Origin of the sequence: Parabacteroides chongii (assembly GCF_029581355.1) — a bacterium.
Lineage (GTDB): Bacteria > Bacteroidota > Bacteroidia > Bacteroidales > Tannerellaceae > Parabacteroides > Parabacteroides chongii.
Genome location: NZ_CP120849.1, coordinates 4,695,329 through 4,719,063 on the forward strand (window position 1 = coordinate 4,695,329; position 23,735 = coordinate 4,719,063).

At 44.3% G+C, this 23,735-nt stretch carries 18 protein-coding genes; 10 read left to right on the top strand and 8 right to left on the bottom strand.

Features of this window, described 5'->3' with window-relative positions:
* Positions 1-34: 34 nt before the first annotated feature.
* Positions 35-1,303, top strand: a complete 1,269-nt coding sequence (locus tag P3L47_RS17860; protein WP_277781618.1) for a mechanosensitive ion channel family protein — start codon at positions 35-37, stop codon at positions 1,301-1,303.
* Positions 1,304-1,495: 192 nt separating this feature from the next.
* On the opposite strand, the gene P3L47_RS17865 is transcribed toward P3L47_RS17860, so the two are convergent.
* The 6 genes from P3L47_RS17865 to P3L47_RS17890 form a co-directional block, all read right to left on the bottom strand.
* On the bottom strand, positions 1,496-2,389 hold the full coding sequence (locus tag P3L47_RS17865) for a slipin family protein (protein WP_277781619.1): 894 nt from the start codon (positions 2,387-2,389) through the stop codon (positions 1,496-1,498).
* A gap of 5 nt (positions 2,390-2,394) precedes the next feature.
* On the bottom strand, positions 2,395-2,775 hold the full coding sequence (locus tag P3L47_RS17870) for a GntR family transcriptional regulator (protein WP_122360095.1): 381 nt from the start codon (positions 2,773-2,775) through the stop codon (positions 2,395-2,397).
* Between the two features lie 347 nt (positions 2,776-3,122).
* Positions 3,123-4,736 (bottom strand): energy transducer TonB, encoded by a 1,614-nt coding sequence (locus P3L47_RS17875; protein WP_277781620.1) that lies wholly within the window; start codon positions 4,734-4,736, stop codon positions 3,123-3,125.
* Between the two features lie 24 nt (positions 4,737-4,760).
* On the bottom strand, positions 4,761-6,368 hold the full coding sequence (locus P3L47_RS17880) for an MBOAT family O-acyltransferase (protein ID WP_277781621.1): 1,608 nt from the start codon (positions 6,366-6,368) through the stop codon (positions 4,761-4,763).
* A gap of 31 nt (positions 6,369-6,399) precedes the next feature.
* Positions 6,400-7,776 (bottom strand): GDSL-type esterase/lipase family protein, encoded by a 1,377-nt coding sequence (locus P3L47_RS17885; RefSeq protein ID WP_277781622.1) that lies wholly within the window; start codon positions 7,774-7,776, stop codon positions 6,400-6,402.
* A complete protein-coding gene (locus P3L47_RS17890) occupies positions 7,751-9,202 on the bottom strand; it encodes an SGNH/GDSL hydrolase family protein (RefSeq protein ID WP_277781623.1) in 1,452 nt (483 codons plus the stop codon). Before P3L47_RS17890 ends, P3L47_RS17885 begins: the two co-directional genes overlap by 26 nt.
* 186 nt (positions 9,203-9,388) lie before the next feature.
* Between P3L47_RS17890 and P3L47_RS17895 the strand changes: the two genes are divergently transcribed.
* From P3L47_RS17895 to P3L47_RS17920, 6 genes are all read left to right on the top strand, one after another.
* On the top strand, positions 9,389-9,940 hold the full coding sequence (locus P3L47_RS17895) for an NUDIX hydrolase (protein ID WP_277781624.1): 552 nt from the start codon (positions 9,389-9,391) through the stop codon (positions 9,938-9,940).
* A gap of 55 nt (positions 9,941-9,995) precedes the next feature.
* Positions 9,996-10,820 (top strand): exodeoxyribonuclease X C-terminal domain-containing protein, encoded by an 825-nt coding sequence (locus P3L47_RS17900; protein WP_277781625.1) that lies wholly within the window; start codon positions 9,996-9,998, stop codon positions 10,818-10,820.
* Positions 10,821-11,319: 499 nt separating this feature from the next.
* Positions 11,320-12,333, top strand: a complete 1,014-nt coding sequence (locus P3L47_RS17905; RefSeq protein WP_277781626.1) for an N-acetylmuramoyl-L-alanine amidase family protein — start codon at positions 11,320-11,322, stop codon at positions 12,331-12,333.
* 98 nt (positions 12,334-12,431) lie between these two features.
* On the top strand, positions 12,432-13,673 hold the full coding sequence (locus tag P3L47_RS17910; RefSeq protein ID WP_277781627.1) for an anaerobic sulfatase-maturation protein: 1,242 nt from the start codon (positions 12,432-12,434) through the stop codon (positions 13,671-13,673).
* Between the two features lie 6 nt (positions 13,674-13,679).
* Positions 13,680-15,212 carry a TldD/PmbA family protein gene (locus P3L47_RS17915; protein WP_277781628.1) on the top strand — a complete coding sequence of 511 codons (1,533 nt, stop codon included), beginning with the start codon at positions 13,680-13,682 and terminating at the stop codon, positions 15,210-15,212.
* A gap of 52 nt (positions 15,213-15,264) precedes the next feature.
* Complete coding sequence (locus tag P3L47_RS17920; RefSeq protein ID WP_277781629.1) at positions 15,265-16,584, top strand: TldD/PmbA family protein; 1,320 nt, start codon at positions 15,265-15,267, stop codon at positions 16,582-16,584.
* Between the two features lie 88 nt (positions 16,585-16,672).
* Here the strand turns inward: P3L47_RS17920 and P3L47_RS17925 are convergent, their stop codons facing one another.
* On the bottom strand, positions 16,673-17,674 hold the full coding sequence (locus P3L47_RS17925; protein ID WP_277781630.1) for a malate dehydrogenase: 1,002 nt from the start codon (positions 17,672-17,674) through the stop codon (positions 16,673-16,675).
* 182 nt (positions 17,675-17,856) lie between these two features.
* Between P3L47_RS17925 and P3L47_RS17930 the strand changes: the two genes are divergently transcribed.
* Complete coding sequence (locus tag P3L47_RS17930) at positions 17,857-19,671, top strand: YgiQ family radical SAM protein (protein ID WP_122360106.1); 1,815 nt, start codon at positions 17,857-17,859, stop codon at positions 19,669-19,671.
* A 110-nt stretch (positions 19,672-19,781) separates the two neighbouring features.
* On the opposite strand, the gene P3L47_RS17935 is transcribed toward P3L47_RS17930, so the two are convergent.
* Positions 19,782-22,229 (bottom strand): S9 family peptidase, encoded by a 2,448-nt coding sequence (locus P3L47_RS17935; protein WP_277781631.1) that lies wholly within the window; start codon positions 22,227-22,229, stop codon positions 19,782-19,784.
* 121 nt (positions 22,230-22,350) lie between these two features.
* On the opposite strand from P3L47_RS17935, the gene ispE reads away from it, so the two are divergent.
* Both ispE and P3L47_RS17945 read left to right on the top strand, forming a co-directional pair.
* Positions 22,351-23,160, top strand: coding sequence for a 4-(cytidine 5'-diphospho)-2-C-methyl-D-erythritol kinase (ispE, locus tag P3L47_RS17940; protein WP_277781632.1), 810 nt, complete (start codon positions 22,351-22,353; stop codon positions 23,158-23,160).
* A complete protein-coding gene (locus P3L47_RS17945; protein WP_277781633.1) occupies positions 23,157-23,732 on the top strand; it encodes a class I SAM-dependent methyltransferase in 576 nt (191 codons plus the stop codon). The genes ispE and P3L47_RS17945 overlap by 4 nt, the downstream gene beginning before the upstream one ends.
* Positions 23,733-23,735: the final 3 nt, after the last annotated feature.

The following is a 23,735-nucleotide window of genomic DNA, read 5'->3' on the forward strand; positions in this document are numbered from 1 at the left end:
CTATATTTGTGTTCGCAACTTTAAAGACAAATGTATGAGTGAATTACAACAATGGATTAACAGTTATCTGATCAAATGGGGTTTAGTACGCGATTCGGCAAATATATGGGATAACCTGATCGTACTGCTTCTCGTTATAGCAGTAACCGTCGGCATTGATTATACCTGCCGTTACATCTTCCTCGGATTATTTAAACGCTTTGCCAAAAGGACCAAAAACCAATGGGACGACCTGATCGTGGAACGCAAGATCATCAACAAGCTGATGCACCTGATCCCCGCCATTTTGGTTTATATCATGCTGCCTTTGGCACTTCCCAGGAGTGAGATGCCTACATTGCTCGGTATTCTCCAAATGATCTGCAGTATCTATATTGTTGCCGTCATATTGCGTTTTATTAATGCGGCATTAAATCTGCTCCTCGAAATATACAACAGGAAAGAAGCCTTCAAGAATAAGCCGCTGAAAGGGTTTGTGCAGATCATTCAGGTGCTTGTATTCTTTGTCGGGTTTATCATTATCATTAGTATACTGATAGGGAAATCACCCGCTACCTTGTTTGCCGGATTGGGGGCATCCGCGGCTATCCTTATGTTGGTATTCAAAGATACGATACTCGGATTCGTTGCCGGCATCCAGCTATCGGCCAATGATATGCTCCGTCCTGGCGACTGGATCACGATGACTAAATACGGCGCAGACGGAACTGTGATCGAAGTGACACTGAACTCGATCAAAGTACGGAATTTCGATAATACAATCACCATGATACCACCTTACGCCCTTGTCAGCGACTCTTTCCAAAACTGGCGAGGCATGCAGGAATCAGGCGGTCGACGCGTTAAACGATCGATCAATATCGACATGAACAGTGTACGTTTTTGTACCCCGGAAATGCTAGCCAAATTCCGCAAGATATCCTTATTAACCGAATATATCGACACAAAGCAAAAGGAACTGGAAAGATATAATGAAGAGCATAATATAGATGATTCTATCAAAGTGAACGGACGCCGCCAAACCAACCTCGGTGTTTTTCGTGCTTACCTGGTGAATTACCTGAAAAGTAATCCTGACGTGAACAAAGATTTAACGTGCATGGTACGCCAACTGCAACCGACAGAAAAAGGGATCCCGATGGAATTATATTTCTTCGCAGCCACAACTGTCTGGATTCCATACGAAGGTATTCAAGCGGATGTGTTCGACCATATTCTAGCTATTTTGCCTGAGTTCGGACTGCAGGTATTCCAAGAGGTTTCAGGTTCTGATCTACGCCATCTAAGGATTGAAAAAGATTAAGCTTCTGTTATTCACAGGATGATGAAATTTTATTCGTTCATCCGAATAGTTCTTTGAGACAGAGGCAGGTGTAAATAAATTTAGAGGTACGTGTAAATGGATTTAGACGTACCTCTAATTTGTAAGACATAGTAATAGACTTGTCTACTGAATTTCAAATAAAAGAAAATATTCTACAAATCAATTTTAAAACTATTCCTTAAACGAAGCCTCATTGCTCTTTGCCAACGAAACCAATCCTCCCATAACTCCCAGATTCATAGTATCCAGTGCCGAACTTGGTACAATAATCATTGAACCTTTCTCTTTTAAGCCCTCGAAGAGCATGTTCATGCCTCTGAGATGCAACGCGACAGGGTTGTCTGTATATTTTTTACTGGCCTGTTCAAACTTATCGGCAATCTCTGTTTCAGCCGTTCCCAGGATAACACGGGCTCTTCTTTCACGTTCGGCCTGTGCCTCTTTACTCATTGCATCAGCCAAATCCTGCGGTATGGCAATATCATTAATACCTACTGTTTGACAGGTTATACCCCAGGGATTCGTATTCCTGTCTAAGACGTGCTGCAAATCTTCGGCAATCTTATCGCGCTCCTGCAATAGAGTAGACAGTTCATGTTTGCCGATCGTATCTCTTAAACCGGTCTGGGCTATGTTTTCGATGGCTTTTTGATATTCCTGTACTTCCAGGGCTGCCTTTTCCACATCCCAAACCGTCCAGTATACAACTGCATCCACATTTACCGGTACAGTGTCTTTTGTCAAAGTTTGTTCAGCTTTAAAAGTACTTACACGCACACGCTGGTCGATATAAGCCGATACGCTATCAAGAATAGGAATAATCATAAACGGGCCCGGACCTTTCAAGCCCTTGAATTTACCCATACGCAACACCACTGCCCGCTCCCATTGGTCGGCAATGCGGATCGAAAGAGCCAATAATCCCGATAAGAGGATCAGAAACAACAACACCGGCGTACTTACAATATGTAAAATATGCAGAACAACTGATATGAAAATCAGTACTAACAAAACTGAAATAGAAATGGGATTAAACCATCCTTTGCTGATTACATTTGCTGTCATAAGTATTATTTTTTAGAGGTTTCAATATTCTTTAATTCGTGTATGATGTCGTTGAGAGTAAAGCCATAACTAAATGCGACAGAGGAAAGCTGCATACAAATATCCTTTAATTTGTCTTTCCGCTCCTTTTCGTCTATTACATTTTCTGTTTTGTTGATAAAGGTACCGGTGCCCTGTTGGGTTTCAAGGATATTTCTAATTTCCAATTCCTTATAAGCTTTAGAGACCGTGTTCAGATTCACTTTCAGTTCTACTGCAAGGGCTCTGACCGTTGGGAGCTGTTCACCAAGTTTTAATTGTCCGGATGCAATGCCAAATATGATCTGGTCGATGATTTGCCGGTATACCGGGACGCCACTGGAATAATCTAATAAGAACTTTATCATATAGGTAAATATTATATTATACAAACATTGTACTATTTCTATATGACAAAGGAACGAAAAATATTTATTCCACCAAATTAAATTCTGACTTTTTTGAAAAAGATTTTATCTGCTTGGCTAAACCACCGATCTTATGCCATTATGTTAAAAGTGCGTTTATGACACAAAATAAAGAGAATATTGTGAGGCTATATAAAAATAAATAGTATCTTTACAAGTGAAAAACGTAAATTTTTTCATAGTTAAGGTTTTGGTTTAGAGATGGCCCTCTTGTGAAAGCTGGCCATTTCGTTTTTTATATACCCTTGTATTCAAACTGTTTTAGCCTGTTATACAGGATTCTTCAATCAGTCTATCTCTATAAAATTCACCTGTACAATTTCATTATAAGCGAAAGGAGGTTTAGCATACTCTTCTCCAGCCTCTGCTTCTTTCAATGTATTGGTTTCGTAATCTATTTTCCAGATACGATTGTATTGGGTTGATATATAGAGAGGCTCAAAGTCTTTATCATCCTCCTGAAAGAACAACATGACATGCTGTCCGGCAACCGGTTCACATTCTTTCGGTAAAGTCAGCCACGCTCTGATCTGTGCCTTATGCTCATTATCATCAAAATACACCAGGTGATCCATCAACTCGATGAAAACCTCCCAGCTGATATCATACGGGAAAGTCAAGGCAAATACCTGTTTGCCCATCGGATGGATACGAATAATCGCATCATACCGGCGACTATTATATATATCGGTAAATACACGTAACATCTGTTCCACGTCCGCTTCTTCCACTCCGACAACGATCACTATTTTATCATTGCTGACAGAAATATTAGGACGTAAAGCCGGATCCGGCTTCCGGTTCTTTTTCCGGAACTTACTTCTCAAATAGAGAATAACGGCAACAGCTATTGCCCCAAAAAACAGATAAGCCTTGAGCGGCAGCTTCTTTCCGGACTTTTTCGTATGTTCCACTATTTTTATTCCATCATCATTCAGATCGAAAGTAACAGGGATCACTTTTTCATCAGCAATATTCTCTCCGTTGCGGGTTGCCGGAATCCATTTTCCACTTGTCAAACCTACCAGACGGATCGCTTCATCGTTCAGTAACGGCTCCGAACCGAGAAAGACATGCGGATCAGTCACCGAGCCGTCAGGTTCAACCGTACAAGAGATAAGAACGGTTCCACTCACCTCTTCCTCCCGGGCTTTCTCCGGATATTCCATATTTTGCCGGATAAACCAAAATTGTGCCGATGATCCGCCGATATATTCAGGAAAAGTACGGTCAGAACCTTCGGAACGATCGATCGGACTATAAACACCCTCATTTGTCTTCAACAAATAAGTAAGCATATATTGATCGTCATTCGCACGGCTGAAACTCATGGAACGGTATCCCAACTTAGGTACATTATTTATCTGTTTTCCGTCATTATCCGGCGGCAACAGTACGACATCCATCAATCCAACTTTAATTCTGGAAAAACGCAGATCGTTCAATACATGCAGATAAAGAGACTGACAAGCCATCTCCTCTCCCGATTCGCCTTTCTGCCGCACACTTTCAAACCGATACTTCCAGGCAATAGGGACCGCATTCTCGTAATCATCCACAAAGGAATAGATCAAACTGATCCGGGCACCACCCAACAAAGGGACAGGCTCGGTTACAAGCCCTTTCAACTTGGGATTATCAGGCGTAAAAGCAGTAAACTCACCTTCGTTTGTTCCAAAGCGAGTCAATTTATTGACCGGAAAGACTGCTTCCAAACGAAACCGGGAAATATCCGTATCGTCCGGTTTGGGTTCTTCAATGATCAGACTATCCAGATAAGGTCTGACCTCCTGACGCAAATGAAGTTGCTCTTCCGGCAAACTATTCTGTTGCGCCTTTACTCCTGATATTCCACTGGCAAAAACTGCCAGGAGCAGGAACAATATCGGGGTTGCTTTCATAATTATAGAAATATTTAGTTTACATCAGAACTGGAAATAGATAAAAGGCTGTACGCCGGCGCTCTTGAACTGTACCACGACGAAGACCATGATTGCCAGGATCACTGCCTGTACCACTAGCGGAGAACGGGTAACCACACCCTGCAAAGCATTCTCTGCCGATTTAGGCATAAAATGCAATACATAACCGATTATCATCAATATAAAAACGCCTTTGTAACCGGTAACAAATTGTGCAAACACCTCCGGATGGAAATTTGTACAGATTTGCGAAAGCATCTCTTTCACCGTCTGCAGTGAATCGGCACGGAAGAATATCCAGCCGAAACAAACCAGGTGAAAAGTAATAAATATCCCCAACACCCTGCGCCAGGGTTTCATCTCCGATCCTAACTGTTTGAAACTGCTGAATCGTCCCATAATAAACTTATGGATAGCCAGTGCCACCCCGTGTATAGCTCCCCAAATGATAAAACTCATGGAAGCCCCATGCCACAAACCACCTAAAAGCATCGTGATCAGCAGGTTTATATATGTACGCACCTTTCCTTTCCGGTTTCCGCCGAGAGAAATATACAAATAATCTTTCAACCAGGAAGAAAGAGAGATATGCCAGCGACGCCAAAATTCCGTAATCGTAGCCGACTGATAGGGCGAATCGAAGTTCATATTGAAACGGAATCCCAGCAACAGGGCAATACCGATCGCCATATCCGAATAGCCGGAGAAATCACAATAAATCTGTAAAGCATATCCGTACACACCCAGCAAATTCTCCACTCCGGTGTAAAGTAGCGGTGCATCAAAGACCCGATCCACAAAGTTCATGCTGATATAATCGGATATTACCGTCTTCTTGAACAGACCACACAAAACCAGAAACAAACCTTCCCCGAACTCGGAACGGGTAACTGTCGGATTCTTATAGATCTGAGGAATAAAATCGCGGGCACGCACAATCGGTCCTGCCACCAGCTGCGGGAAGAACGACACATAAAATACATAATCGATCCAACGGGTCAGCGGCGTGATCTTTTCCCGGTAAACGTCGATAACATAACTGATTGTCTGGAATGTAAAGAACGAAATACCGACAGGCAGAAAAATGTCCAACGGCTGATATGTCACGCTCTGCATGGAGGTATTCCCGAACTGATAGCCGAACTCCCGCGTAACAGAAGCTATGATCTCCAGCAGGAAGTTGAAATACTTAAAATACCCCAGCAAACCGAGATTTATACATAAACTTAGAACGACCAGCAACTTACGCTTCCATTGAGTCACCGTGTGAAATATTCCCTGGGCAATACAAAAATCGGAAGTAGCCGTAAACAGCAACAGGAAAAACCAGAATCCGCTACTCTTATAATAGAAATAAAGGGAAAAAAGCGTCACATAAATTATACGCGCCAGCAAATGCTTCCTGAGTGACATGTATATGATCAGGAAACCAATGAAAAGAAAGAAAAACAGGCCACTACTAAAAAGTATCGGCGCATTGTGCTGATAAGTAAGCACATCACCCAGTTTGGCAATTGAAAATTGAGAATTGAGAATTGAAAATGTAGAACCGTCAAAACTGCAAATCTCAACATTTCGTTTTATGAAGTTTGTTATTATTTCGCTATTCATACCGCTATTACTTTCTTCTAATTTTCAATTCTCAATTCTCAATTTTCCATTTGTTATAAGTTTGCATCAGTGCGCGATACAATAACGTACCCTGCTCCTGATAGCCTTCTTTTGTAAAATGAACACGGTCTCTCCCCATCAATCCGGCTTTATGCCATTTGGCACTCGAAGTCTTACCTCCTGTTGCTGCAAACAAATCCCAGCAAGCCACACCTTCCCGACGGGCCACATCGACAATTGCCTTTGCGGCGCGTTCCGTATTTTCGTTGCGCACATACGTACGCTTCTTATTTACATATACCCGTTTGTAACATTCGGGCGGCGTAGTAAGTAAGATAGCCGTATGAGGCATCTGTTTTTTCACCAAAGAAATAAAATCTTCAATCTGTCCGGCAAACTCACTCCGGTTAAAACGCCTGCCGAACGTCTCGTTCGTTCCCAAAGAAATAATCAGTAACGACGGATTCAGCAGAGCAAGCTGGCGAACATACTCTTCATCCGTATAATTCACGTACATAGCACCGTTCACTCCCACCGAATGATACAGAATCCCCGGCTGACCGTTGGTCAGGTTAAAACCATAGTACAGATTTTTGAAAGAAGAAGCAGGCAGCAACTTGTCGGTCCCTTGTTTGCGGCGGGTACTCTGCAACTGCAACGTATCGATCAGACCGGAAATACGGAACGTATCCGCAATCACTCCCGGAGCACAAGCCGTCTGACCTAAAACCGTCTCCACCGAATCCTTCCTCTTTCCGGCTGGCAGCATCGGCATGGACTTTTCGCCCCGATAAATAACCGCTTGGTTAAATGAATAACCCGCCCCATTGTTAGGAGCCATGCTGATATCGAAATTAATGGAAGGTGACACGGATTGAATACCAATACCTCCCGGTCCGATCGGACATTTCCTGTTATGTTGGATACAACGTCCGGCTACCCATTCTTTAATAACAGACGAAATAAAATAATCGTCCGGCTCATTCGTCTTGCTCAGTTTGAACGGAGCGATCCAGCCCCGTCCGGCATTACCGAACTGCTGTTGCAGAAGCCGCATGACACGTCCGCTATAATGACCCGCCTGAATATGGGAATCGCCCAATTGCACGACTGTTACGACCGTATCTTTTCCGGCACGCAAGGAATCGAGTGCTGCAAAAAAATGATGCAGAGGGGCATAATCACTCACACAACTGTCCTTTTCCGATAACAGGACGGAATCGACAGCCGCCCCCATCTTATAAGAAACGGCAGGCAAAGCAACCGTATCCGGAACCGTCAGCGTATCAGGCAAAAGAACGCCATCCTTCAACGTCGTACGGGAAGGCGACAGAGTCTTTGCCCCGACGGTGATCGCGATCAACGCCAACAAAACCGACAGGTTAATGAACCACTTTGTCTGCTTCATCATAAAATTCTTTTTCTAATAATAATGCGTTGAATAACGCCGTGGCTATCTCACGTCCTCCCCTGAAACTCAGGTGGGTATAATCTTTACTTGCCCAGTTGTTTTCCACGAAACGAACCATACTGTTCTCGCCTCCCATCGCACCGAACGTATTCCAGAACGGGATACCTACTTTACGGGCGATCTGCCGCTGGGTATGAAGCATAGCCAACACGGCAGGCATCGTTTCAAACTCCCCGTCCTCCTGATGGCTGCGGTCGGAAACACCCAGCAACAATACATCCGACTGCGGGAAACAAGCCTGTACGTGGCGGACGGCTTCCACCATACGTTTATTATACCAGCCATACTGCAAGACACTGTCGCTTACAACATTCAGTCCATATTGAAGAATGATCAGATCGTACGGTCGTATTTCGTTCAAATGCTGGCAACGTGCGCTATCCAAACGGTTTAGAATCATGCCGGAGTTTCCGCGTAACGAATAATTATCGACTACGACTCCCGAGTTATCCTCCAGCGCAACACCCAAAGCCCGGAAACCTTCCGTCTCCGTAAAAGAAAAAGCAGCTTCGGTAAAGTTCCCTTTACGTACATATTGAGTGATCTTTGTGGTGGGTGGCAACAGTTCACGGATCGTATCCGGCTCTCCGTTATAGTGTAATTCCATACGTGTTCCCGTATTCTGCTCATACAGGAATTTCAATGATGAAGCTGTTTCCAGTTCCGGATAACGGTTGGTTGTTTTGAGAGAGACGGTTACCTTCCCATCTTTTTTAGGTTCGAACATCATACCGGAAAGGGTATAACCATGTTCATGATCGGTCAGCATCGACCAGGTATGCCAGCCTTCCGAACGTTGCTCGATTGTCGGACGGAACTGGGCGGCAACGGATGCAATAGGCACAAAACCGACCCCGCGTCCACCGAACTCCTTTTGCAGGGCAGAACGCAAATCAGCCACAACGATATCCCCTTCGATAAACGAATCACCCAGGAAAGCAACGCGCACCGGACGGTTCAACTGATCCCTGTTCTTCAACGCTGCAAAGAAACGTTTCAGCCCGATATGCCCTACCGAATAATCTTCGATATGCGTACCGAGCGAATCGGCTCCCTGAACGGAATACATCACGTTATACAAAGAATCGCGTAACGCCAATGCCGCCGAGTCAATCCCCGTCGAACGGATGACCGAATCGCGCAAGGCTACCGAATCTATTTCCAATGTATCCGGTTGTTCGAGCTGTTTACGCAGCGAGTCCATAGACAACGACTGCGTTTTCACCCGTAAATCCGAAAGTAAGTCAACCTTTTTTATTTTCTGGCCGAATATTCTGTCCGGCAGATAATATAGTCCCAGGCAGATGCCAAACGTAATCAGCAAAAGAGCCAACAGTCTGCCGAAATTATCTTCTTTATTCATTTACTCATTTTTACGAAGGTGCAAAGATAAAGATAAAGTTGGTATGTTCGTTTATTGTTTCAGAATTAGAAAGAAGAGATTATAATAATTAAGTAGAGAGCTACGTTTAGATTGTATCAATATTTATTCCCCAAGGGAGGAAAGAATTTCGATACGAATGGATGTTACATTTAGAAATATATTACAATGGAAAAGTTAAAAGAAAGAACATGGAAAGTGCTTGAAAGCACCTATCTTCACCGCAAACCGTGGCTGACGGTACGAAGCGAACGGGTTGAACTGCCTAACGGCAATCAAATCCCTGAATACTTTGTGCTTGAATATCCCGACTGGATCAATGTAATTGCCATCACCAAAGATAAAAAATTCGTTTTTGTCAGTCAATACCGTCACGGACTGGGAGAAACATCCTATGAACTTTGTGCCGGCGTATGCGAAAAAGAAGACGGCTCTCCCCTCGTTTCCGCCCAACGTGAACTCCTTGAAGAAACCGGCTTCGGAGGTGGCAACTGGAGTGAATACATGACCATCTCAGCCAATCCGGGTACGCATACCAACCTGACGCACTGCTTCCTGGCCACCGATGTCGAACCCGTCGCGCCCCAGCACCTGGAAGATACGGAAGACCTGGCAGTCCATATTCTCACACTCGAAAATGTATTGGAACTATTAAAAACCGACCAGATCAAACAGGCTATACATGCTGCCCCTCTTTGGAAATATATAGCTGAAAATTAGGATAATTCATTCTTTTTCCTTATGTTTGTTATGGAAGAATATGAGGAGGATGAGTATGAGTAACATTTCAGATTATATCGAACAATTTGTCCTTGATAAACTGAATGTGTTTAATGAAGGAAGAAATGAGGATAAAGGCGTATATTACATTCTTTTACCAAACGAAAAGACTGCCTATTATACGCTTTGGTTCTATAACCCGACGGCGGAATATCACCCGAATGTATTCCTTTCCACTTTGGATGTCAACGTGATTAACTCGATAGGAAAAGCGATGACAACTGTAGCAAACTCTTTTGCCAAACTAACGATCAAAATACGTCTCGCCTCCATTTCACACAATGCCGACGACATGATCTCTTTCGGCAAATACCGTGGATATCATCTGTTTGAAGTCGCCTTGATCGACCCCAAATATGTTACCTGGATAGCCAACAAATATGAAGCACGCATCCAAAGCGAACGGCGTTTCAAAGAGCTGGCGACTACCTATTCATGGGTCTATCAGGATCTCAACACCTCCCGGACACATAAAATGCCGGTAAGCCGTTTTGTCGGAGAAATAGACGAAAAATTAACCGACTTACATCTTACGATCCGCCGGGTCAAGATAGAAGACAATCCGTACAAAACCAGTATAATCCGGGGAACCACCCACTTTTATGTCGATCAAAAGATCATTGCCGCAGATGATTCGGAAAACCTGTTTTTCTTTACGATCCGCGCCACCGACCGCAGTCTCGAAAGCGGGAAATTAAGCAATTCCGACCATGCTTACACAGTCGGAGAAAAACTACATATACGCTCTGCCAAGGTAATCAAACATTATATGTCACGAAACATACGGTATACGAAATTAGGATATGTAAAGTTTAAATAATACAATAAGCTTTTATCTGATAAAATTCCATTCGAATCCATTTTTAATTTCTTCCGAGAAGAATTTGAATTTCATTCGGAAGAAAATTTAGTTTCTCCCGAGAGTATTTAATTCCTTTATTTTAGCTACTCTTGAATATCTATATAAAAAATACACGAAGGCTACCGTTCTTTTCAGCAATAGATAATAAAAAACTAAATAGCAGACATAAACTATGGGCTTCTGCACACAAATATCAGTTAACATTCATCAACTCAGCATAAACAGTGTTTATGTAACAATAACAGGGGTTTCTGCTACAGAAACCCTCGGAAACATGACAAAAAGTGCATATATTATATTAAAGTAAATAATACTATATTAAAACAGATAATACTACATTAAAAAACACAACAGCAAAATGCGCACGCGAGAGAGATTTGCAAAAGCTCTTTTTCTTTTTCGACATTTCTGTTATTCAACATCTTTTTTTATCTTTACCGCATTATAACCGGAAAACATGTTCGCAAGAAAAATAACACTCATACTATCAACTTTAGTTGTACTCTTTATTTTCAACGCCTCTCTCATAGCACAAGAGAAAGCATTTCCTAAGAAAGGAGAAGGAGTTACCCTTTTCCTGAAACGTCATAACCGTGTCGGAAAAGAGTATCACGATGAATTTATCAAATTAAACAAGACTAGACTCGGCAGTGGAAACTCGCTTAGAATGGGCGTTAAATACCATTTGCCGCCGTTAAAGGGTGCAGCGGCTACAACAGCGAAGAAGCCTAATTACGAGCCCTTATTCGGCAAGGAATTAGCTCAATATCAAGTCACCTCCTCCGAGTTGAAAGGCTGTTGCTTCTACCTGGTCAGCGGACATGGCGGTCCCGACCCCGGTGCTATCGGTAAAATGGGCAACGTAGAACTCCATGAAGATGAATACGCCTACGATGTCATGCTGCGCCTTGCTCGCAACCTGATGATGAAAGGAGCCAAAGTCCACATTATCATCCAGGATGCCAAAGACGGCATCCGCAATGACCGTTTCCTGAACAACACCAAGCGTGAAACATGCATGGGCGCCCCGATCCCGTTCAACCAGGTACGCCGCCTCGAACAACGGAGCGAAAAGATCAATTCTTTGTTCAAAAAAGATAAAGAACTTTACAAACGCGCTATCTTCATGCATATCGACAGCCGTAGTAAAAGTCATCAGACTGATGTTTTCTTCTATTATCAGGATAAAAACTCCGAAAGCAAGCATTTAGCAAAGACCATGAAGTCCACTTTCGAGCATAAATATAACAGACATCAGCCGGGACGTGGATTTACAGGAACAGTAGGCCAGCGCGGATTGTATGTTTTAAGAAAAACAACTCCTCCTTCTGTATTTGTGGAACTGGGAAATATACAAAACAGCTTCGACCAAAAACGGTTTATTCTCAGTGATAATCGCCAGGCTTTGGCAAACTGGCTGTGCGAAGGTTTTGTAACCGATTACAAACGTTACAAGAAAAAGCTGAAATAAATACCTTGATAATGAATTATTAGCCTCTGAAATGCCGATTAATCCGCAGATTAATCGTACCTTTGTATAATTTTATTGTTGAATCGTTTTAAATAACCATGAATAATTCTTATATATCTCCTTTTGCTAAACCCGTTTATGTGATGTTGAAACCTGTCGGCTCGGTGTGTAACCTGGCGTGCGATTATTGCTATTACCTGGAAAAGGGAAAGCTCTATCCGGAGGTAAAGAATCACATCATGAGCGAGCAGCTGCTGGAGAAATTCATCAAAGACTATCTGGAATGTCAGACGATGCCCCAGGTACTTTTCACCTGGCATGGCGGCGAAACGCTGATGCGTCCGATCAGCTTCTACAAAAAAGCGCTCGAACTTCAGCAGAAATACGGTCGCGGCCGTCAGATCGACAACTGTATCCAAACGAACGGAACACTGTTGACAGATGACTGGTGTCGTTTCTTCAAAGAAAATAATTTCCTGGTCGGCATCTCGATCGACGGTCCGCAGGAGTTCCATGACGAATATCGCCGGAACCGGCAGGGTCTTCCCTCCTTCTACAAGGTGATGAAGGGAATCGAACTGCTGAAAAAACATCAGGTAGAATATAACGCAATGGCGGTGGTGAACGACTACAACGTTGATTTTCCACTGGAGTTTTATAACTTTTTCAAGGAAATAGATTGCCATTTTATCCAGTTCGCCCCTATCGTCGAACGATTGGGATTCCATCAGGACGGGACGAAACTGACCTCTCCGGAACAACAGGACGCCAATATCAAACTGGCTCCTTTCTCTGTCGATTCCGGAAAATGGGGCGATTTCCTCTGTGCCATTTTCGATGAATGGCTGAAGGAAGATGTGGGCAATTATTATATCCAACTGTTCGATGCGACGCTCGCAAACTGGGTCGGAGAACAGCCGGGCGTATGTACGCTGGCACGGACATGCGGGCATGCCGGAGTGATGGAGTTCAACGGTGATTTGTATGCGTGTGACCATTTTGTCTTCCCGGAATATAAGCTGGGCAATATCTATACGCAGACATTGACGGAAATGATGTATAGTCAAAGCCAGTTGAAGTTCGGTGCCGACAAATACGATAAACTACCCGCTCAATGCAAGGAATGTGAATTTCTTTTTGCCTGCAACGGGGAGTGTCCCAAAAACCGTTTTCTGCATACAGCCAGCGGTGAGCCGGGACTAAACTATCTATGCAAAGGCTACAAAAAGTTTTTCAAACATGTAGCACCGTATATGGATTTTATGAAGAAAGAATTATTAGCCCAGCGTCCGCCCGCAAACGTGATGCAATGGGCAAAAGAGAATAGAGATACTCTATAAAACAACATGAAATACAACAGACGTGATTTTATTAAAACAGGAGGTATGGTTATGCTTGGTTCACTGGCAGTTCCGTCTTTTTTAGAAGGTTGTGCCGGTAGTACAGCCGATAAAGCTGCCGGTATCTCGTTTGCGCTGAACCATTTCGGGTTGAGCGAAGGTGACATGAGAAAGGTGTTGAATGCAGCACTGGAAAAGGGAGGAGATTATGCTGATCTTTTCTTCGAACACTCTTACCGTAATAATATCGGTTTACAGGATGGTGCGGTCAACCGTGCCTCTTCAAACATAGACTTCGGAATGGGCGTACGTGTCCTCTCCGGAGACCAGACAGGCTATGCCTACGTCGAAAATATCTCGCTGGACGAGATGCTGACAGCTGCACGTACAGCCGCACGCATCGCAAACGGCGCTGCTGGAAAAGGTCCGGCCAAACTGACCGAGGAACCGATTGCGGGCAATTTCTATGGCGTACAGACTCCCTGGGACGAAATTGCCGTCAAAGAAAAAACGCCTTACCTGCAAAAGCTGAACGACCAGATATTTGCGCTCGACAAGCGTGTGCATAAGGTGATGGCTTCCCTGGGCGATACGACATCTCATATCCTGTTCTGCAACACGGAAGGACAGATGTATTACGACTATCGTCCGATGGTTACCCTGGCTGCTGTCTGCATCATGGAAGACAACGGCAAGATTGAAAACTCGTATGCTTCGCGTGCGTTCCGTATGGGTGCCGAGTTCCTGACCGATGAGATCATCAGCGAAGTGGCAAAAGAAGCGGTGGAGAAAACGGCTATCCTCTTCCAGGCGGTGAAGCCTAAGGGAGGTGAAATGCCGGTCGTAATGGGTGCCGGTGGTTCGGGTATCTTGTTGCACGAAGCGATCGGACATGCGTTTGAAGCCGACTTCAACCGTAAGAATACGTCTATTTTCTCCGACCAGCTGAATAAGAAGGTCTGCAACGAACATATCAACGTAGTGGACGACGGAACTATCCCGTTCAACCGTGGTTCTGTCAATATCGACGACGAAGGTGTGGAAGGACAAAAAACCTATATCGTGAAAGAAGGTATCTTGACAAGTTACCTGCACGACCGTATCAGTGCGAAGCATTACGGTATCCCGTCGACAGGTAACGGACGCCGCGAATCGTTCCGCCAGATGCCTATTCCCCGTATGCGTGCAACCTATATGGAAGCAGGCAATGTGACGGAAGAAGAGATGATCTCGACCGTTAAGAAAGGGATCTATGCTTCCGGCTTCACCAACGGACAGGTGCAGATCGGTGCCGGCGACTTCACTTTCTTCGTGAAAGACGGTTATCTGATCGAAAACGGCAAACTGACACAGCCGATCAAAGACATCAATATCATCGGTAACGGACCGAAAGCGCTGGCCGATATTACAATGGTCGGAAATAACTATAAGATGGATAACGGCACATGGACATGCGGTAAGGACGGTCAATCATGTCCGGTAACTTGCGGTATGCCATCCGCCCTGGTTAGTAAACTTACTGTAGGAGGAGAAAATTAAACAGTTGACAATTGGCAATTGACAGTTGACAATTAAAAAAGAGATTACGATTATGATAACTAACGAGAATAAAAAACTGGCTCAATGGGCCATGGAGTTCGCTTTAAAGAACGGTTGCCAGGCTTCACGTGTAAGTTTGTATAATGGTTCCAGCAGTTCGTTCGAGATCCGTGATATGAAGATCGACCGCCTGCAGCAGGCTTCCGAAAACAGTCTGGTTATCCAGTTGTTCGTGGACGGACGTTATGGTTCATTTTCTACCAATCGCCTGGATAAAAAGGAACTGGAAAAGTTTATCCGCAATGGTATCGATTCGACCCGTTATCTGGCAGAAGACAAGGCACGCGCCTTGCCCGACGCTTCGCTCTATTATAAAGGCGGCGGTGCCGACCTGCAGCTGATCGACCCGAAGTTCGACTCCATACAGCCGGACGAGAAAGTAGCATTGGCGATGAATACCTGTGAAGAGATGATGGGAAAAGACGACCGTATCATTTCTGCCAATTCTTCATACAGCGACGAAAAAGACTTCAAATATATGGTTGCCAGCAATGGCTTTGAAGGCGAAGCCTGTGGCTCTTCTTTCAGTTTGGTAGCGAGCGTCAGTATCCGCGGCGAAGGCGATGCCCGTCCGGAATCTTACTGGTACGATTCTTCTTTGTATTTCGATACGATGATCAAGGAAGGACTGGGAACAAAGGCGCTGGAACGTGTTTTCCGTAAACTGGGACAAAAGAAGGTGGCTTCCGGTAAATACCGTATGATCGTCGACAATATGAATTCCGGCCGTTTGTTATCTCCCGTACTGGATGCCTTATATGGTTCATCCATTCAACAGAAAAACTCTTTCCTGCTCGACAAACTCGATCAGAAAGTGTTGGGCGATAAACTGACCCTGATCGACGAACCGCATCTGGTCAAAGCTTCCGGAGCCCGTTATTTCGACGGTGAAGGAGTGGCAACCAAACGTATGCCTGTTTTTGAAAACGGTGTATTGAAAACCTATTATATCGATACCTATTCTGCCAACAAAATGGATATCAAGCCTACAATCGCTTCTCCTTCCATCCTGACGATGCAGATGGGTGACAAAGATACGAACGGCTTGATTGCATCAGTGGATAAGGGTATTCTTGTCACAGGCTTTAACGGTGGTAACTGCAACAGCACAACCGGTGATTTCTCTTATGGTGTGGAAGGCTTCCTCATTGAAAAAGGTAAACTGACACAGCCGATCTCGGAAATGAATGCGACAGGAAATATGATCTCGTTATGGAATAACCTGGCTGAAGTCGGAAACGACCCGCGCCTGTTCTCCAGCTGGCGTATTCCGTCATTGCTATTCGATGGTGTCGATTTCAGCGGATTATAAAAAGATAATTCAGAGTAAACGATAAAGAAAGGGTGAACTTCCAAAGGAAGCCACCCTCTCTTTTGTATATATATCATTAAAAAACAGCTTATTTCATGTGAGGATTCAATGTGTGCCACAAATGAATTTCCGGAATGATCCCCATACTGATTACTTCATCACGCAGTTTGCTCAGATGTACATAACTATCTGCCAGTTCAGCATTTTCTTTAGCTGTTCCTTCTACCTCTTTATAAAAGATACCGTCTTTGGTAATTTCTGTTTCCATCGCCATCATGATATGGTCGAATTTACCGGAATGAACATAAGTACCGGCAGGCCAGCGGAATGACTCACCTCCCATAGCGGCACGGATCATTTCGATCGACAGATAAGACGGGCTCTGGAAAGAAGAACGGCCACGAAGTTCGATGATGCGTTTTCCACCCTGTATCACTTTTACTTTCAGGTCTTCCCATTGCTTGTCAGTCAGCTCTGGTGTACCGATCAGATCCAGTAACGGTTTACCGTCGACCGTAGCAGTTGAAGCAAAAACAGCCATTTGTTCGCCATGTCCTCCATAAGTACGGCAACCTTTAACCAAGTTCTGACGGATACCGAAATGCTGTGCCAAGGCTGTTTGCAAACGTGTACTGTCCAAAGCAGCCAATGTGCTTACCTGTGAAGGTTTCAGACCGGAATATAACAAGGTGATCAGTCCAGTAATATCTGCCGGGTTAAAGATTACGACTACGTGTTTTACATCCGGACAATACGAACGGAGATCCTTACCGAACTGGGCAGCGATTTCAGCATTTCCTTTCAGTAAGTCTTCACGTGTCATGCCGGCTTTACGAGCTGCACCACCGGATGAAACAACATATTTGGCGCCTCTCAATGCTTCACTGATATCTGAAGTATATGTTATATTGGCATATTCGAATCCGGACTGGAACATTTCTTCGGCAACGCCTTCCAAAGCCGGAGCAAAAGGATCATAAAGACAAATATTAGAGGTTAGCCCCATCATTAAAGCTGTTTGGGCCATGTTTGAACCGATCATACCTGCTGCTCCTACGATAGTGAGCTTTTCGTCTGTTAATGCTTTCATACTGTATTATTTTTTAATAATTATGTTTGCTAAGAGAACACATATCTTATTGATAATGTTTACTGTTTCACCTCCGTTTTTCTTTTCGGTTACAAAGGTAAAGTATCCTTTCTTCATATGCCAATCATTAAAATCTATTCCCTATAAGCTAAAGTTATAGCTTAAAATCCTACCTTTGCAGCATGAAAACATTCAGACCGGAAGCATGGTTGCCCACCACCAAGAAAGAAGTCGAAGCACGTGGATGGGATTATATAGATGTGATTCTTTTTAGCGGGGATGCCTATGTGGACCATCCTTCGTTTGGTGCTGCCGTTATCGGACGTACCCTGGAAGCTATGGGACTGCGGGTGGCTATTGTTCCGCAGCCGGACTGGCGAGGAGATTATCGTGATTTCAAGAAACTGGGAATCCCCCGGCTTTTCTTTGGTGTCTCCCCCGGAGCGATGGATTCAATGATCAATCATTATACCGCCAATAAGCGCCTGCGCAGCGACGATGCCTATACACCGGATCGCCGGGCCGGCATGCGCCCGGATTATCCCAGTATTGTTTATACCAAAATATTAAAGGAACTCTATCCGGACGTACCTGTCATACTCGGTGGAATCGAAGCTTCTTTGCGCCGGTTGACTCATTATGACTACTGGCAGGATAAACTCCGTCCGGGTATTTTAGTCGACAGCCCTGCCGATCTCCTTATTTATGGCATGGGAGAACTTCCCATAAAAGAACTGGTTACCCGCTTGTTAGCGGGCGAATCGTTCCATTCGATAAAAGACATCCGGCAAACGGCTTATCTGACCGGTAAAGTGGAAAAAAGTCCCGATGACATCGTACTTTTCTCACATGAAGAATGTCTGCGGGATAAACTGAAACAGGCTAAAAACTTTCGCCATATCGAGGAAGAATCAAACAAATACAACGCATCACGCATTCTTCAGCAAGTCGGAAAACAGACCATCGTAGTAAATCCTCCTTTCCCTCCCATGACGGAGGCAGAGGTCGATGCTTCATTCGATCTGCCCTACACCCGTTTGCCCCATCCCAAATATAAAGGGAAAGTGATTCCGGCATTCGAAATGATCCGGTTCTCAGTCAATCTGCACCGGGGATGTTTCGGGGGATGTGCTTTCTGTACAATCTCGGCGCATCAAGGAAAGTTCATCGCTTCCCGTAGCAAAGATTCTATTCTGAAAGAGATAAAGGCTATCACGGAGATGCCCGATTTCAAAGGAAATCTCAGCGACCTGGGAGGTCCTTCAGCCAATATGTATAAGATGAGAGGTAAAGATCAGAGTATCTGTGCCAAATGTAAAAAGCCTTCCTGTATCTCTCCCGTCGTTTGTAAGAATCTGAACGCAGATCATACGCCTTTACTCGATATTTATAAAGCGGTGGACAATATGCCTGGCATCAAACGCTCGTTTATCGGTAGTGGTGTACGTTACGACCTGCTTCTGCATCGTTATGACGATGAAACCGTGAATAAGTCAGCACAAAGCTATACGGAAGAGCTGATAGCCCGACATGTATCCGGTCGCTTGAAGGTCGCTCCTGAACACACGGAAGAGAATGTTTTGAAGATGATGCGTAAGCCTTCCTTCGAGCAATTCGGGCAATTTAAGAAAATATTCGACCGTATCAATAAACAACACGGACTGAACCAGCAATTAATTCCTTATTTCATTTCCAGCCATCCGGGATGTACGGAAGAAGATATGGCAAAGCTGGCTATCGAAACTAAAAAGTTACATTTCCAGCTGGAGCAGGTACAGGACTTCACTCCTACACCTATGACACTGGCTACAGAAATATATTACACAGGCTATCATCCTTATACATTAGAGAAAGTATATACGGCTCGCACAAAAGAGCAGAAACTGGCTCAACGACAATTCTTCTTCTGGTACAAACCGGAATTTCGCCGGCAAATCACACAGGCATTACAGAAAATGGGTAAGAAAGATTTATTGAATAAATTGTTCGGTAAGTAAAATACAATCCTTTTGTTGTTCCCCTACAGGGCTTAATTTACATTGCATTTATAAACACCCAGGGTTGAAACCCTGGGCTAATTTATCTCGTCCTTACAGGACTCTAATATTTATCGTTTCGGTATATCCACCGACTTATCCGATTTACCTAACAGATGTTCTGAGAAGTAGTCGACCATTCGCCAGTAGAAATACTCGTCCATATCACCGAAGCCGTGACGTTGTTGTGGTAAGAGCAGCATATCGAAACGTTTGTTTGCTCGGATCAAACCGTCTACAACGCGCATCGTATTGCCCGGATGAACATTGTTGTCGATATCACCGTGGACCAATAACAAATGGCCTTTCAACTGTTTAGCCAGTTCTGGATTACTCTTGATACTGTATGTAAAGGTCGTATCGCCTTTTTCCGATACTACTTCTTTCACACCATGATGTGTTTCACTCCACCAACGATTATAGATCTTGTTATCATGGTTACCGGCACAGGATACTGCCACCTTGAAGAAATCCGGATATTGCAGGATTGCTGCTGTCGACATAAATCCTCCACCCGAATGTCCGTGGATTCCGACACGATGGATATCGATAAACTTATTCTTATCAGCCAACTGGATGATGGCGGCTTTCTGATCTGCCAGTCCATAATCGCGCAGATTACCGTATCCGAAGTTATGATACCATTTCGAACGGCTCGGATGACCGCCACGGTTACCGACAGAAACCACAATGAATCCGGCTTGTGCCAAACGGTCCGTACGGACACTCATACGGGTAAACGGATAGCGGGTTGCTTCCACCTGCGGACCGGGATAAACATAATCGATAATAGGATATACTTTAGTCGAGTCGAAATTGAAAGGTTTATACATCACACCGTACAGATCCGTTACGCCATCGGCAGCTTTCACCTTGAACGGTTCCGGGAACTGATAACCGGCGGCAAACAGTTGTGAGAAATCGCTTTCTTCCAAATCCATTACCTTCCGCCCGGTATTATCCAACAGGTCTGTCTTAGGAACCGTATTGATACGGGAGTAATTATGGACAATGAATTGTGCATTATCATCTATGCGGACCTCATGGAAATAATCACCGGCTGAAACCATCTGTAAGTTGCTTCCATCCAGGTTTGCCCGGTAAAGATGTTCATAATAGGGGTTCTCGTCCTTTTCCCTTCCATTGGCAAGAAAATAAACGACACGCTTGGCTTCATCCACCTTTACGATCTGGTCGACATGCCAGGGACCTGATGTGATACGGTTTTTCAGGTTACCTTTATCATCATAGAGATACAGATGTGCCCAGCCGTCGCGTTCACTCCAATGGATCAGTTCTTTTCCATTATTTACGGACGCCAGCGGACGGACTTCGATATAGGTATTCATACGCTCTTCGATAATCGGACGGATCGAATCTTCACCGATGGTATATGTACAGATGTCGATACGATGCAGGTCACGGCTGGAACGGGTAACGAAGAAACGGTTATTGTCACCCAACCAAATACTCGGCAGTTCCTTCATATCACGTTGTTTCTGCAAACGAGGTTGGTAAGCCATGCGAATAGTCTGGTCTTTGAAAGCCCAGGTGTTGATCTCTTTATAAGAGTTATTGTTCATATCGAACAGATACAGATGACTGATCGGCGCTTCTTTTTCACCCGGCATCTGGTACTTGTACGTTTCCAATGTCGGACGCGGGGTTGCCATGGCATTGATCACCCACAGGTCTTTTACCTCGCGGCTGTCCGAGATAGATACGGCAAAGTGACGTGAATCGGGTGACCACAATAAGTAACCCGGATTTTTTCTTTTGCCGTTACATAATGTATCCGTATTTAAAATGCTGTAAGGCTGTCCGAAACCAAAGTCTTTTACTCCGGTGGTTGTCAGCTGTATTTCCGTAACGGTACTGTCTTTGTCATCCTTTTTCAGTTTCTCGTAATCTTCACGCGACATGCGGTAGAGATTCAGGTCTTTTGCATAAACAACGGTTTTACCGTCCGGCGAAATAGAAGCCCAGTCAGGATATTCCGTGTCTTTCTTCTTATCGGCCAAGTGCGTCAGTTTACGCGTCGGATAATCGTATGAGAAATAGAAAATTTCTTTCTTTGTCTTGTTCTCTTTATCCGTACTATCTTTCTTTGCATCCTGTGAAGAAGTTACCTGGAACGTAAAAGTACGTCCGTCCTCTCCCGCCTCCAATTTCCGGATAGGTAACTGTTGAGCGATAAACGGATCTTTTACGATCTCCGTCAGTTCAGCCGCCAGCTTATCCTGATCGAATAGAGGACGTTTCGATTTGGCGGAAGGATTAACCACATACCATACAGTTCCGTTTCCGGTTTTATATTCATACCAGAAGCAGTTACCCGCCTTAAACCAATGCGGATCTACCGAAGTAGAAAACAACATCGTCGGCAATTTATCACCGGCAAACCGCTCGGCCTGCGTATAACCCGGCAGCGGATCGTCTGCTGAATTTGTTTGTGCACTCACGCCCTGAACAAGAAAAAGCCCTGACGCCAATAAGAGTAGATGTAAATGTTTTTTCATTATATATATGTTTTACACAAAAGTAGTAAATTATTTATTTACCAGACATTCATAAACAACTTGTTTATACTAATTATTTTGTCTACGTTTGTCTACAAAACATAATTAAAAAACTCTATCTATGATTTGTTTTCCTAATGCCAAAATAAACCTGGGTCTGAACGTTGTCAGCAAGCGGCCGGACGGTTACCATAATATTGAAACTGTATTCTATCCCATACCAGTAAAAGACGCACTGGAAATAGTACATGCAGAAGAGCAGTCTTTCAGTCAAACAGGCATACAAGTGGACGCGCCTGTGGAAAAGAATCTGGTTATAAAAGCATTGAACCTGCTTAAAACACACTATGATATTCCCGCTTTAGAGATTCATTTACTGAAAGCCATCCCTTTCGGTGCCGGACTAGGCGGCGGATCAGCGGATGCAGCGTTCATGCTGAAGCTGCTGAACGATTTCTGCAAGCTGAATATACAAGACGATGAACTGGAAAAGACAGCAGCAACCATCGGTGCCGACTGCCCTTTCTTTATCCGCAATACACCGGTATTTGCTTCCGGTACGGGAAATATCTTCGAACCGGTCCAGTTATCTTTACAGGGTTATTACTTCTGTCTGATAAAACCGGATGTAGCCGTATCCACTCCCGAAGCCTACTCGCTGGTTACTCCGACAGTTCCGGCTATTTCCTTAAAAGAGATCATAAATAAACCGGTTACCGAATGGAAAGATTGGATGATAAACGATTTTGAAAAGAGTGTCTTTAGCAAATATCCGGTAGTCGGTCAGATCAAAGAGAGCCTTTATCAGACTGGAGCCGTCTATGCCTCCATGTCGGGCTCCGGTTCCTCTGTTTTCGGGTTGTTTAAAACTCCAACACAGTTAAAAGATAAATTCACCGATTGTTTTGTCTGGGAGGGACAATTGCCATGACTGTTATAGCCGATTTCTTCGACGCCCTGGCCGACCGCTGGGACGAACTTTGTATCCATGCACCGGAAAAGATCAATCACATACTTGAACATACCACGTTGCATAAAGGTCTGCGTATACTCGATGTCGGATGCGGAACCGGCGTACTGGAACAATATCTGCTGACCTATGCTCCTATCCATATTACGGGTATCGACCTCTCTCCCCGGATGATCGAAGAAGCGCGCAGGAAATATGCCACACCGATCGTCGATTTCCGTTGTATGGATGTTATGGAGCTCAATGATGAAAAGTTCGATTACATCATAGCCTATAGTGTCTTCCCTCATTTCGAACATCCGAACCTAGTGATAGGTCACCTGGCAGCTCTGCTTGTGCCGGGAGGCGAACTTGTGATCTGCCATAGCGAAGGCAGGGAACAGATAAACGGACATCACAATAAACAAGCCAACAAAATATCGTTCGGACTACCTCCCGCCCGGGAAGTCGCCGCCCTGATGGAACCCTATTTTCATATCGATGCGATGGAAGACTGTGACCAACTTTATATGGTCAGCGGAATCCGAAACTAATTA